Raw genomic sequence first — 13,673 nt, forward strand, 5'->3', positions numbered from 1 at the left:
TCATTTATTTGGATTTGATTTTGTTCTCGATCAGGTCGTAAAACGTCTGGAACGTTGAAATGCCGACAAAATCGGCCTCGACCAGTTTGACCCCGAAATTGGATTCGATGGAAACCACCAAATCCACATAGTCCAAGCTGTCGAGCCCTAAAGTGTCTTTCAGATTGGCCTCTGGTTGAATGTCGTCTGCATCGGTTTCGAATTCCTCAACCAAAAATCCGTTGATCTTTTCAATAATCTCTTCTTTATTCATTATGATTTGAACTTTTTAATAATTAGTGCCGAGTTGGTCCCTCCAAAACCGAAGGAATTCGACAAAAATATATTAAATTCTTTATTTATTGTTGTTCTTACCAAATTTAATTTTGCAGAATCCTCATCTGTATTTTCAAGGTTGATGTTCGGTGCAATGAACGAATTTTGCATCATCAGGATCGAATAAATCACCTCACTTGCTCCCGCCATCCAACATTCGTGGCCCGTCATCGACTTGGTCGAACTCACATACGGATGGTTTTGGCCAAATACTTCAAAAATGGCCTTGGCTTCATTGGCATCGCCTACCGGAGTCGATGTCGCATGTGCGTTGATGTATTCGATTTCGGAAGCGTCGACGCCTGCATCTTCGAGCGCCCGTTGCATCGCGGTCGATGGGCCTTCGACATTTGGGGTCGAGATGTGCCCGCCGTTCGAAGAAAATCCGTAGCCGACCACCTCAGCGATGATGTTGGCGCCGCGTCGCATCGCCGATTCATAACTTTCGAGGATCAAGGTTGCACCGCCACCGCTCGGTACCAGTCCGTCTCGGTTCGCATCAAACGGACGTGAGGCTTTGGCCGGCTGGTCTTCGCGTGGCGAAAAGACGCCGAGTCCGTCGAAACTGCTCATCGCATATTTGTTGATTTCCTGGGCGCCGCCGCAGATGATCATGTCCTGCAAACCCGATTTGATCAAGTGGTAACCGAGACCTATCGAATGCGAACCACTTGCGCAAGCCGCGCTGACCGTAAGATTTACGCCGCGTAACCGGAAAATGGTCGACAAGTTCATCGTCACAGTCGAGTTCATCGATTTGAAAATCGCCCCCGATCCGATCAGGGTGGTGTCTTTCTTTTCGCGAATGATGTCGGTGGCTTCGATAATGGCTTTGGAAACGCTGTCGTTGCCGTACATGATTCCGACTTCATTCGAATCGAAAAAAGCATCGTCGATTCCGGCGTTTTTGAGTGCCTCGATCGTGGCCATGTAGGCGTATTCGGTTTCCTCACCGATACTGATGCGTTGCCTTCTGGACAACAAGTCTTTCAATTCCGGTTTCGGGACCAATCCGGTCAAGGCCGAACGGAAACCAAATTCCTTTCTTTCGGCATCATACTGGATCCCTGATTTGCCTTGGTACAACGACTCCTTGACCTCGTCCAATGAAGTGCCTATGCAGGAATAAATTCCCATTCCGGTAATGACTACCCTTTTGCTCATGCTGCCTTCGCTTTAAGAATAAATTCCGCCGTTGATGTTGATGACTTCTCCCGTGATATAACTCGATTTGCGTGAAACGAGGAAACTCACCAGGTCGGCCACTTCTTCGACTTCGCCAAAACGGTTGACCGGAATCAGTTTGCTGAGTTCCTTCTCGTCCAGATCTGCGGTCATGTCGCTGCGGATAAAACCCGGTGCGACGGCATTGACCGTGATGTTGCGTTTGGCTACTTCCTGTGCCAATGCCTTGGTAGCCGCCACAACGGCACCTTTGGCAGCCGAATAGTTCGTCTGGCCGGCCGTGCCTTTGACACCCGATACCGACACCATATTGACGATGCGACCGTATTTGTTGCGCAGCATCTTCTGGATGAAGAAATTCGTCACATTGAAAAAACCGTTCAGGCTGGTATTGATCACGCTGCTCCAATCTTCTTGGCTCATCCACATGAACAATCCGTCCTTGGTGATGCCGGCATTGTTGACGATCACTTCGACCGTAGCTTCGGGATTGGCCTCTTGCCACTGCGTCAACGCATTCTTCACTTCTTCGGCATCAGTGACGTTGAAGGCGATGATTTCACCTTTCCCACCTGCATTTTTAACCGCCTCGAGCGTTTGTTCGGCGGCGGTCTTATTCGATTGGTAGTTGATCAGGATATGGTAATCCGTATCCGCTGCTAATTTTTGGCATATTGCACTTCCGATTCCTCTCGAACCGCCGGTCACCAATGCACATTTCATCATTTATTCTTGTATTTATTTTTTAAACGGCTCCGCTTGGTCGAACCATTGGTTGCCCAAAACGGTTCCGTCTGGCTTGAGGAAGCCCCATTTCTTTTCATTTTTTACCCTGGCCAGGCCATTGCTGAATCCTTTGTCGTCTTTCTTGAAGAACGCAAAAAGTCCACCGGCCGAAATACCGTATTGCGTTGGGATCACGAGTTTTCCCGTTTTGTTGATAAAGCCCCAGTTTTTCTCTTTGACCGGTGCCAGTCCTTCGGCGCTGAATACTTCGGCATCTTCATAGGTAGGCTGTACCACCAAGTCGCCTTTGGTATTGATGTAACCCCAAAGTTTGCCTACGCAAACCGGAGCCAAACCTTCAGAGAAAGCCCTTGCTTTGTCGAATTTCGGATCAATGACCCAATTGCCTTTCATATCAATGAATCCGATTTTTTCGTTCTTTTTGGCATAGGTGATGGTCTGGTCTTCAAAATCCCAGATTTTTTCGACTCCGTCAAGCGCCTTGAATTTGTTTTCGATCACCAAACCGATGGCCGTTCCATTCTTGGCCCAAGCCACGCCTTTGCTGTAATCGCCGATGTCGTCATAAAGCGGATCCACGATTACTTTTCCAGTACGGTCGATGATTCCCCAACGGTCGCCGTTTTTGACACGCGCATAATTGCCGTTGAACGATTTGATGATGTCGTATTTGGGTTCGAGCACTACCTTCATCTGTGCGTTGATGATCCCAATTTTCTCGCCTTGCTTGATGTAGGCCAGACCTTCTTCGAAATCGAACACTTTTTCGGTTGGCGGCGACTGTACGGTTTCGCCTTTCTTATTGATGTAAAACCATTTTTTGTCTTTGGACACTACGCAAATTCCACTGTCGAAATATTTCGCATCGTCAAAAGTAGCCGGAATAACGACTTCGCCTTTCGGATTGATGAAGCCCCATTTCTTGCCTTCCTCGAAAGCGGCCAGTCCGTCGGAGAAATTTTTGGCCACCTTGTATTTGGGCTGGATGGCAAAATCGCCGGTCCTGGTAATGTACCCGAATTTTTCATCCTTTTTGACCAAGGCCAATTCCTGCGCCCCAACAAAATTGACGGCCAGCAACAAAACAAACAATAGATTTTTTGTACTCATGATTTTTGATTTTTAGATTGTGATTAATTATTGATTGATTGCCCACTATGGGCGTGATATGCTAATGTACTAATTATTTATCAAATGGTCCTTGACCTTTTGCACGAACGGATACATCACCTGGTCTTCCTTGAACATCGGGATGATGGCGCGCACGTCGTCATACATTTTTCGCGTAACAGACGACACTTGGTCTTTCTGCTCGAGGAAATCGATGGCCTGGACAATCGTGATGAGTTCGATCGCCAACACCTCGAACGCATTCTCGATCACCTTCGACGCGATGACTGCCGAATTGGTTCCCATGCTCACGATGTCCTGGTTGTCGTTGTTGTTCGGAATGCTGTGCACGTACATCGGGTTCGACAGCATCTGGCTTTCGGCCGTGGTCGAGGTCGCCGTGAATTGTACGCCTTGCATCCCGAAATTGAACCCAAGCGTACCGAGGTTGACAAACGGTGGCAGGATTTCATTGATCTTGGCGTTGAGCAAATAATTGAGCTGTCTTTCGGCGAGCATCGTCAGTTTGGTGATGACAATCTTGAGTTTGTCCATTTCCAGTGAAATGTAATCGCCGTGGAAATTTCCGCCGTGGAATACGTGTCGGTTGGCCACATCGATGATCGGGTTGTCGTTGGCCGAATTGAATTCTTTCTCCAAAATGGCCGCCACGCTGTCGATGGTTTCCTGTACCGGGCCGAGAATCTGCGGCACACAGCGCAACGAATAGTATTCCTGTACTTTCTCGCGGAAGATTTCCTCGTTGTTTTCGCCGGTGTACAAATGTTCCTCCCGTTTGCGGATCAGTTGGCTATCGGATAAATTGTTGCGCATCCTTTCGGCTACTTCCTGCTGGCCTTTGTGCAACTTGGTATGGTTGAGTTCGAACGACAAATGGTCGTCGTAGGCTTTGACGATTTCGTTGATCGCGCACGAAATTTTGAGCGACCAGTCGAGCAATTTGTTGGCCTTGTGCACATTGACCACACCGATTCCGGTCATGACCGAAGTACCGTTCATCAGTGCCAAGCCTTCACGGATTTCGACGTTGATCGGCTCCAAACCTTCGATGGCATAGACTTCCTTGGTCGGTCTTCTCTCGCCTTTGTAAAATACCTCGCCTTCACCGATGAGCACGAGTGCCAAATGTGCCAACTGCACCAAATCGCCGCTCGCGCCTACCCCGCCATGCTCAAAAATAAGCGGCGTGATGTCGCGGTTGATGAGTTCCTTCATCAAATGGATCAACGACGGATGCACGCCCGAATAACCGAGCCCCAAAGTATTAAGCCGTGCCAGGATAGCCGCCTTGACAGCCTGCGGCTCGATGGGTTTGCCCGTGCCCGAAGAATGGCTTCGGATCAGGTTGTATTGGAGCTGGATGCGGCCTTCGTCCTTGATGCGGTATTGCGCCATCGGGCCAAAGCCGGTGTTGACGCCATAGATGACCTTGTTTCCTGAAAATTCCTTTAAAAAATTGAAGCTTCTTTTGACCCTTCTGAGGACCGCTTCGCTGATTTCTATTTTACTGTTGTCGAAGATGACCGATTCGAATTCGCTTAGCGTTAGGTATTCCTTAATTGTATTCATTAATCCTTTTTGTCTTGTTCATTTAATGCCCTCTGATTTAACTCAATTTAGTTTTTTTTTATCAAAATAAATGTAGTTAATTTGGAACGGCAAATGTAATATAATAATCTAAAAAAATATAAAAATATGTTAAAGGAGTTTGTAGATGTTTTGGTCATCGGAGCAGGGCCTTCGGGATGTGTTTCTGCCGGACATCTTTACAACAATGGGGTGAAGGTAAAAGTGGTCGAAAAGACCAAATTTCCACGATTGGTCGTGGGCGAAAGTTTGATCCCGCGTGTGATGGATCATTTTGACGAAGCGGGGTTGTTTCCTGCCTTGGATTCGATGAACTTCGAAAAGAAACTCGGTGCCCGTTTCATCCGCGGCGAAGAGATTTGTATTTTCGATTTCAGCGACAAATATGGCAAAGGCTGGGATTGGACCTGGCAGATTCCGCGTGCCGATTTCGACAATACGATGGCACAGGAAATCATCCGCAAGGGCATCGACCTCGAGTTCGAATCGGAAGTTTTGGCCGTGGAATTTGAAGGCAAAAATTCGATTACGACTGTCAAGGACAAAGACGGCAATATGAAGCAGATCCATGCCAAGATGATCATCGACTCGAGCGGTTATGGCCGTGTGTTGCCGCGATTGCTCGATTTGGACACGCCTTCGAAACTCGACCCGCATTCTTCGATTTTTACGCATGTCTACGACGTGAACCGTCCGGAAGGCGAAGAAGGCACCTTGATTTCGTTCGACATTCTCGAGACCGAAGTATGGCTTTGGGTGATTCCGTTTTCGAACGGCAATACGTCTTTGGGCGTTGTAGGACCTACTTCGTTCATCAATTCCTTATCGGAAAACAACGACAGCCGCGAAGCGCTCAACAATGCAATCAAATTATCGGATTATTATGTCAAACGTTTTGGCGGTGTCGATTTCTTATTCGAGCCCGTAAAACTTGAAAACTACTCGCGTTCGGTCAAAAGCATGTGGGGACCTGGGTTCGCGCTCACCGGAAACAGTTCGGAATTCCTCGATCCGGTATTTTCATCGGGGGTTTGTTTCGCGACCGAATCGGGCATGCTCGCCGCAAAATTATACCTCAAAGAACAGCAAGGCATCGAAGTCGATTGGGAAGAAGAATTCACCGGCTACATGCGTCGCGGCATTGGTGTATTTACGACCTACGTCAAGGAATGGTACACCGGAAACCTGCAAACCTTGTTTTTCCACCAACCGGAAAATCCCGACGTCAAACGCAAAATCTGCGCGGTACTCGCCGGTTACGTATGGGACGAGACCAACCCGTTTGTCAAGAAACACGACAACCTGGTCAAGAATATGGCGCACCTGATCAATATGGAGCAACAGCAAAAAGCACAAAACCCGACTTAAAGTCGGGTTTTTATTTTACAAATATCGTTTGAGCTGTATCGTGAAGTTCTTGGCGATGCGTTCATAGGCCCAAGAAATCCGGTCACCCAAACTGTTCCCGATTTGGTGCGACAGTCCAATGGACTTATCGAACGCGATGGACACCAGTACGTTTGTGGGGTTGGCGGTTTCCCTGACCGTCACGATTGCACTGATTTTGGCCTGCTCGGTATCGGTTCCGGCGTCATAACCCGGATACACCCAAGTGGTCTTTACTTCCATCGTGTATTTGGCCTCGGGATTTTTTCCGACTTTGACTTCGCCTTTCTTGAATACGCCATTGAAATAGTTGATGAAAGCCGGCTCGTAAAGGTTTTCGCGGTTGGCGAACCAATCTTCCTTGAATTTTTCGGCTTTGCCTTCATGCTTTTCGCGTTTCTTCATTTTGTCTGCCAGGTATTCTTCCTCGGTGGCATAGCCGTGCACAGTCATGCCTTTGTAATCGAAAGTGATGTTATAATCGGTGATGCCTTCGAGTTTTTTCATGTCACCCGAAAGAATTTCGTAGCGCTGTGCCTGCGTGCCAGTCGCAATCAATAACAACAATAAAAATGCTTTTTTCATAATCTTTTAATTCAAGGTGACTTTAATCATGATGTCTTCTTTCTGCTTCTTGTAGGCTTCGAGCATAAAGGAATTTTCACTCGTTTTGACAATCCGGTTGGTCGAAAACTGCCGGATCTTGTAATCCTGAACATCCCGCGCATTGAAGACAGAACCTTTGGCCAGGCTACCGTCAGTGTCCGAGATGCGCACTGCGGTCAGGTAACCACCATCGTCATCCGAATGCTTGGCCGGTGTTTTCCCTTCGGGCAAATCGATGTTTTTGACGTTGTCGAGGTAAATGAAATAATGTGTGTCGTTGGCAAAAAAATACTTGAACGACATGCCGCCGAGTCCGCGGTCGCCGATTTGTTCTTTCGGGATTTTTTGCATGTAGGCCAATGAACCGTCGGGAGCAATTTTTGTAGCGAGAATATCGTCATAATGATAGGTGTAATACACCGTTCCGCCGCCGCCCATTGGGCCGCCCCCTGCCGTGCGGTGTACTTCAAGATGGTATTGTTCGCCTACCAACATCATGCTCCCGTCGTGAAGCACTTCGATGTTTTTGAGCATCAGGTACGGGATTTTGGCACTGATTCCCTTATCTTCTTTTTTGGCATTCTTCTTTTTGGTTCTTTTGCTTTCGTAGGCGTTTAAGATGTCAATCGGAATTTCGTGGTAATACTTGTCGTATATGGTTCCGTCGGGTTTGATTTTAAAAACCATAACGCCATCCGACTCGCCTGTTTCCGAGACTTTGTTACTGAAAAAACCACCGCCATTGGCCCTGGTTTTTCCTTTACCGTTGCTGTAGAAACCGCCGCATACGAGGTAATCGCTGTCGGTATCGAAAAGCCAAATGCCATTGACAAAATGGTCGCCGTTGTCGAATTGGGAAATTGCGATTTGATCGGTGCCTGCCTTGATCGTAAACAACTCGATGTGGTAGTTGGCCACTATGTCATCTTTGCTTTTCTTGTCGTCGTTGCTGTCGTCGTGGTACACCTTGGCGAGCATGAACAAATCACCTTTGTTGTTGAGTTTGTAGTCGAGGTTGTCCATCCTTCTCTCGGTGTAAGGCATTGTGATTTCGTGCAGCGAAACTTTTTCCATATTGCCATTGAAAGCGCCCAGACCGATGATGTCGAAACTCTTTTTATCGTTCTTTTTCTCAGGTCTTCTGCGGTATTGCACGAGGATTTGTTTTTTATCGCGCGATTGGAAAATATCGAATTTGTCTCCGCCGCTGCCCCACCACCAGGAAGACGCCCTTCTTCCCGGATCTTCGGCCGCATTGCGTGCTACTTTGCCATTGACCTGGAACATCAATACCGGATTTCCCTTGAATTCGCCCGAGGCAAAATCGATCTCCTGCTCAAACAACTGCTCTTTATCGTCATCGCCGTTCCAGGACGAGAAAAAGACAAAAAACCTTCCGTTGACCTCGAGCACGTTTTCGACCTCATAATTCTTCGGGAAGAACTTTTCATACAATTTGTCTTTGACAAAAGCTGGCTTAAGGTTGTCGAATTTCTGGATTAAAATGTCGTTGTCGTCAAACTTGATGGCAAGCGATTGGTCACCACTCGAAAAATAAAATTTCTTCTTGGCGTCGAACACCCGATACGGTTCACTGACGCTGTAGGCGTAATCCCTTGATAGGTCTTTTTGCGCATGTGCATTCAAGCAGCCGCAAAAGGCAAGGAGGAGGAGCAATTTTTTCATGTTGTTTGTTCTGGTTGGTTTACAAACATAAAGAAATTTATTGGCGCTTTCGTTTCGGCGCATAAAAAAACCCGGAAGATTCCGGGTTGTATTTCGATTGCTGCATTTCTTATTTTTTGTAGGCTTTTTTGACCAACATCTGCCCGAGTGATTTTCCGGTTTTGGCAAAGCCTTCCCCGATACGGGTTTCGTTGCTGAACTGGCTGCCCCACTGGTCGCCCGGCGCTTCTTCTGCCTTGATTTCGAGCAATACGTTCGATTTGTTGGCCGAGTCTACAAATTTCAAATTGGTCGATACCTTGGCCGGTTGTTTCATCATCGAAACATCCCAACCCGGATAGATCCAAACCACTTCGACGATCAACGTGTATTTGGCGCTGCTGAGTCCTTCCTGGAACGTTACGTCTTTTTTGGCTTTGGTCAGGATGGTGTTGACGAGCTCGAGAAATTTCGGTTGCCAGATGCCTTCGCGCGCGCCGTTCCATTTCTTTTTCCAGACTTCGCCATTGCCTTTTCCTTTCTTGTTCAGGTCCTCGGCTCTTTCATCGATGTATTGTGCCTCGGTTTTCTTTTCTTTCATCAAGGTGAGTTTGCTGTAGTCGAACTCCACATTGATTTCTTTTTCGCCTCCGAGGAAAGCGAAATCACCTTTCACCACATCCATATCTTGTGCAAAGGCCACCGAAGCCGTAATCATAAATGCTAATGCGAATAATTTTTTCATTTTTTTGATTTTAAGGTTTGTACAAAAATAGGGATTCCTTTCGAGCCGTGCAATAGGACAAATGCCGTATAATGCATTTTAGCGCAATTATTTGTATGGTAATTTCCTGCAATGCCAAGTTTGGACTATATTTGCCGATTGAAACCGAGGAATTCTATTCTTCGAGACTGCGTTAGGGATTGAAGCAAGGTGCCATGCACCGCGGAAAGCCCGGCCCGCAGGGAAACGCCCAAAAAAACAACAAGGGAAGAAACAGCATGAAACACATCAGAAATTTTTGCATCATTGCGCACATCGACCACGGCAAAAGTACGTTGGCCGACCGTTTGCTCAGCGCGACACAAACCGTCAGCGCGCGTGAGGAGAAGGCGCAATTGCTCGACAATATGGATTTGGAACGCGAGCGCGGCATCACGATCAAGAGCCACGCGATCCAAATGGAATACAAATACAAGGGCGAGGATTACATCCTGAACCTCATCGATACGCCGGGACACGTGGATTTTTCCTATGAAGTTTCGCGTTCGATTGCAGCTTGTGAAGGCGCATTGTTGATTGTCGATGCGGCACAGAGCATCCAGGCCCAGACGATCTCGAACCTGTACCTCGCTTTGGAAAACGACCTCGAAATCATCCCGGTTTTGAACAAGGTTGATTTGCCGAGCGCGAATCCAGAGGAAGTCAGCGACGACATCATCGATTTGCTCGGTTGTAAATTGGAAGACATCATCCACGCTTCGGGTAAGACCGGGTTTGGTGTGGAAAACATATTGGCCGCGATTATCGAAAAAATCCCTGCCCCGAAAGGCGACCCCGCCGAACCGTTGCAGGCGCTCATTTTCGACTCGGTTTACAACCCATTCCGTGGGATTGAGGTTATTTTCCGTGTCAAGAACGGCGAAATCAAGAAAGGCCAGAAAATCAAGTTCATGGCCACCGGCAATGAATATTTTGCCGATGAGATTGGCACCTTGAAACTCAACCAAGTGCCCAAGCAGGTTATTTCTGCGGGCGACGTGGGTTATCTGATTTCAGGAATCAAGGAAGCCAAGGAAGTCAAAGTAGGTGACACGATTACCGATGCCAAGGTGCCGACACAAAATGGAATCGCCGGTTTCGAAGATGTCAAACCGATGGTATTCGCGGGAATTTACCCGGTGGATACCGAAGATTACGAAGAATTGCGCGCCTCGATGGAGAAACTCCAACTCAACGATGCGTCATTGGTGTTCCAGGCCGAAAGTTCGGCGGCACTCGGCTTTGGTTTCCGATGCGGATTTCTCGGGATGCTGCACATGGAAATCATCCAGGAACGCCTGGAACGCGAATTCGACATGACCGTAATTACAACCGTCCCGAACGTTTCGTATTTGGCTTATACCAAAAAGGATGTCGATACGCCGATCATTGTGAACAATCCATCCGATCTCCCCGAGCCTTCTAGATTAGACCGTGTAGAAGAACCTTACATCAAAGCTACAATCATCACAAAATCGGATTTTGTGGGGAATGTGATGAGTTTGTGTATCGAAAAACGGGGCATCATCACCAATCAAACTTATTTAACGACAGAGCGCGTTGAGCTCAATTTTGACATGCCGCTCGCCGAGATCGTATTCGATTTTTACGACCGACTCAAAACGGTTTCGAAAGGGTACGCTTCATTCGACTACCATCCGATCGGGATGCGTACATCGAACTTGGTGAAAGTCGATGTGTTGCTCAATGCCAATCCGGTGGATGCGCTTTCGGCCTTGATCCATGCAGACAACGCCTATAATATCGGCAAGAAAATGACCGAAAAACTGAAGGAATTGATTCCGCGCCAACAATTCGACATTCCGATCCAGGCGGCCATCGGTGCGAAAATCATCGCGCGTGAAACGGTGAAGGCATTACGCAAGGACGTTACGGCCAAATGTTACGGAGGGGATATTTCGCGTAAGCGTAAACTCCTCGAAAAACAGAAAAAAGGAAAAAAACGCATGCGCCAGGTAGGAAATGTAGAGATTCCGCAGGAAGCATTTATGGCGGTGTTGAAGCTCAATGATTAATTAATAATGATATTAACTATAATAATTTAAGCCCTGATTACTCAGGGCTTTTTTGTTTTTACTGATGATTGAAACGATTCGCCGTTATTAATTATTAATTGATTAATATCTTTCCCAGAAGAAAGGCGGTTCGATGCCCAAGGCACGCAGGTATACATAACCCTGTCCACGGTGGTGCACTTCATTGTCGATGAAATAGAGGATGTTTTCAATGATCGGGAATTCGTATTGGCCGAACAGGTTGAAGGTTTCGCTGAAATCTTCGGTCTTGAGTTGTTTCCACGACGTGTTGATCTGTGCGGTGGCTTCATCCCATTTGGCGAGGAATTCCGCTTTGGTGGTGAGTTTGGCCGCATCGGCTTCATTGTAGGCGCCTTCTTCGCGTGTCACGATGCCTTTGAGCGCCGGTGCCCCGATGGAAAGCAATTCGGCGGTGAGTTGCGAAAATGGGCGCATGCCACCGATAGCGAACGTAAAAAATTCTTTTTCGGGAAATGCCTCGATGACGCGGCGCGTCAAGGCGCGGTGGCCTTGCCAGTGTTTGAGTAAATTTTCGGAAGTGATGACTTGGGGTGCTGTTAAAGTGTCCATGATGTTGATTTTTATTGTTGTTGGGACAAAATTAAGGGCGGCAATTGACAACAGTGTGTCAGCAGGTTTTGGAATTTTTCGTCCGATTTCTTAAAAATTCATTAATCCGCATTTGGGATACCGGTCTTTGCCTTACTTTTGGCCTCGAAATGCGCGCTGTACTATTTTTCATATCGCTGTTTACGATGCTTATCGGGGCCGGTCCATCCGCTTCCGCTGCGGCATACGCCTATCCGGCCAAAGAAAAATCGACATTCCACCATCAGGTCCAATCGACCGATAACGACCATTACTGGACCATCGATGAAAGCGACCTGGACAACAGCGAGGAAATCGCCGCCGATCATTTCAAGGACAAAGTCCAGACAATCATAACCGTTGGTTTTCATGAGCAATGGTTGATTGGCAAGCGGTTACCCCATGTCAACCGTTCTTATTTCTTCCCGCACTTCTGCGGACAATCTACACCCATTTACCTCGCCCACCGCGTGCTGCGGATTTGATTCTTGTTTTTAATCAGGCATTTCTAGTAACGCCTTCGAGTACAAACACCTCTCAAATTCAAAGCACATATCCATGAATAAAATCATCCTGGCTACGGGACTGGCTGCCTTTTTGGGGCTGACGAGCTGTAGCGATAAAAAAATTGAAAAAGAAGAAGCCGGCAAATTTGCCGTGACCAATCCGGTGAAGATCGATACGGCCTTCACCAAAGAATACGTTTCACAGATCCGTTCGGTCAAGAACATCGAAATCCGTGCGCAGGAGAAAGGCTACCTGCAGGACATTTATGTAGACGAAGGCCAATATGTAAAAGCCGGACAACTGTTGTTCCGCATCATGCCTAAAATCTACGAAGCCGAAGTGCAAAAGGCCGAAGCCGAAACCCAAGCCGCTTCGATCGAGCTCCAAAATACCAAGCTACTGGCCGACAAGAACATCGTTTCCAAAAACGAACAGGCGCTGGCACAGGCCAAACTCGAACACGCCAAAGCCGAGGCCGCATTGGCCAAATTACATTTGTCGTTTACCGAAATCCGTGCGCCATTTTCAGGCACAATCGACCGCATCCCAAAAAAACTGGGTAGTTTGATCGATGAAGGTGAATTGCTCACGAGCCTTTCGGACAACGGGCAGATGTTTGCCTATTTCAACGTTTCCGAACCCGAATACCTCGATTACCAAACGAATATAAAAGGACGCGGCGACAGCAATGTGACTTTGTTGTTGGCCAATAACACGCCGTTGCAATACAAAGGAAAAGTCGAGGTCATCGAAAGCGAATTCGATAACGAGACCGGGAATATCGCCTTCCGTGCGCGTTTCCCGAACCCCGACAAATTGTTGCGCAATGGCGAAACGGGCAAAGTATTGTTGACCGTTCCGGTCAAGAACGCGCTCATTATTCCGCAGAAAGCGACTTATGAAATCCAGGACAAGAAATATGTCTTTGTGGTCGACAGCCAAAACGTCGTCAAATCGAGAGAGATTGCCATCACCGGCGAATTGCCCGATCTGTATGTGGTGCAGAACGGTATCGCCGAAAACGACCGCATCCTGCTCGAAGGCGTACAAAAGGTAAAAGACGGCGACAAGATCGGTTTCGATTACCAAAAGCCGCAGGACGTTTTGTCGCACCTGAAACTCAAAGCCGAATAACC

Annotated in this window: 13 protein-coding genes; 4 read left to right on the forward strand and 9 right to left on the reverse strand. The window is 47.6% G+C overall.

Going from position 1 to position 13,673, the window contains the following annotated elements; genetic code table 11:
- Positions 1–4: 4 nt before the first annotated feature.
- From QM717_RS03325 to QM717_RS03345, 5 genes are all read right to left on the reverse strand, one after another.
- Positions 5–253, reverse strand: coding sequence for a phosphopantetheine-binding protein (locus QM717_RS03325; RefSeq protein WP_415034814.1), 249 nt, complete (start codon positions 251–253; stop codon positions 5–7).
- Complete coding sequence (locus QM717_RS03330; protein WP_415034816.1) at positions 253–1,479, reverse strand: beta-ketoacyl-[acyl-carrier-protein] synthase family protein; 1,227 nt, start codon at positions 1,477–1,479, stop codon at positions 253–255. Before QM717_RS03330 ends, QM717_RS03325 begins: the two co-directional genes overlap by 1 nt.
- Before the next feature lie 12 nt (positions 1,480–1,491).
- Entirely contained in the window at positions 1,492–2,223 is a 732-nt protein-coding gene (fabG, locus tag QM717_RS03335; RefSeq protein ID WP_415034920.1) for a 3-oxoacyl-ACP reductase FabG, read from the reverse strand.
- Positions 2,224–2,238: 15 nt separating this feature from the next.
- Positions 2,239–3,357 (reverse strand): WG repeat-containing protein, encoded by a 1,119-nt coding sequence (locus QM717_RS03340; protein WP_415034818.1) that lies wholly within the window; start codon positions 3,355–3,357, stop codon positions 2,239–2,241.
- A gap of 69 nt (positions 3,358–3,426) precedes the next feature.
- Positions 3,427–4,947, reverse strand: a complete 1,521-nt coding sequence (locus QM717_RS03345) for an HAL/PAL/TAL family ammonia-lyase (RefSeq protein WP_415034820.1) — start codon at positions 4,945–4,947, stop codon at positions 3,427–3,429.
- 126 nt (positions 4,948–5,073) lie between these two features.
- Between QM717_RS03345 and QM717_RS03350 the strand changes: the two genes are divergently transcribed.
- The gene (locus tag QM717_RS03350; RefSeq protein WP_415034822.1) at positions 5,074–6,333 is read left to right on the forward strand and encodes an NAD(P)/FAD-dependent oxidoreductase; all 1,260 of its coding nucleotides are present in this window, start codon (positions 5,074–5,076) and stop codon (positions 6,331–6,333) included.
- A 15-nt stretch (positions 6,334–6,348) separates the two neighbouring features.
- Here the strand turns inward: QM717_RS03350 and QM717_RS03355 are convergent, their stop codons facing one another.
- From QM717_RS03355 to QM717_RS03365, 3 genes are all read right to left on the reverse strand, one after another.
- The gene (locus QM717_RS03355; RefSeq protein ID WP_415034824.1) at positions 6,349–6,936 is read right to left on the reverse strand and encodes a hypothetical protein; all 588 of its coding nucleotides are present in this window, start codon (positions 6,934–6,936) and stop codon (positions 6,349–6,351) included.
- 6 nt (positions 6,937–6,942) lie between these two features.
- Positions 6,943–8,643 (reverse strand): hypothetical protein, encoded by a 1,701-nt coding sequence (locus QM717_RS03360; RefSeq protein WP_415034826.1) that lies wholly within the window; start codon positions 8,641–8,643, stop codon positions 6,943–6,945.
- 109 nt (positions 8,644–8,752) lie between these two features.
- Positions 8,753–9,367: a hypothetical protein gene (locus QM717_RS03365; RefSeq protein WP_415034828.1), complete on the reverse strand. Its 615-nt coding sequence runs from the start codon at positions 9,365–9,367 to the stop codon at positions 8,753–8,755.
- 257 nt (positions 9,368–9,624) lie between these two features.
- Between QM717_RS03365 and lepA the strand changes: the two genes are divergently transcribed.
- Complete coding sequence (gene lepA, locus QM717_RS03370) at positions 9,625–11,421, forward strand: translation elongation factor 4 (protein ID WP_415034830.1); 1,797 nt, start codon at positions 9,625–9,627, stop codon at positions 11,419–11,421.
- Between the two features lie 102 nt (positions 11,422–11,523).
- Here the strand turns inward: lepA and QM717_RS03375 are convergent, their stop codons facing one another.
- Positions 11,524–12,012 carry a DinB family protein gene (locus QM717_RS03375; RefSeq protein ID WP_415034832.1) on the reverse strand — a complete coding sequence of 163 codons (489 nt, stop codon included), beginning with the start codon at positions 12,010–12,012 and terminating at the stop codon, positions 11,524–11,526.
- A gap of 149 nt (positions 12,013–12,161) precedes the next feature.
- Between QM717_RS03375 and QM717_RS03380 the strand changes: the two genes are divergently transcribed.
- Positions 12,162–12,515, forward strand: coding sequence for a hypothetical protein (locus QM717_RS03380; RefSeq protein ID WP_415034834.1), 354 nt, complete (start codon positions 12,162–12,164; stop codon positions 12,513–12,515).
- 73 nt (positions 12,516–12,588) lie between these two features.
- The gene (locus QM717_RS03385) at positions 12,589–13,671 is read left to right on the forward strand and encodes an efflux RND transporter periplasmic adaptor subunit (protein WP_415034836.1); all 1,083 of its coding nucleotides are present in this window, start codon (positions 12,589–12,591) and stop codon (positions 13,669–13,671) included.
- Positions 13,672–13,673 lie beyond the last annotated feature (2 nt).

The sequence above is a fragment of the Flavobacterium sp. genome, assembly GCF_047602195.1.
Taxonomy (GTDB): Bacteria; Bacteroidota; Bacteroidia; order Flavobacteriales; family Flavobacteriaceae; genus Flavobacterium.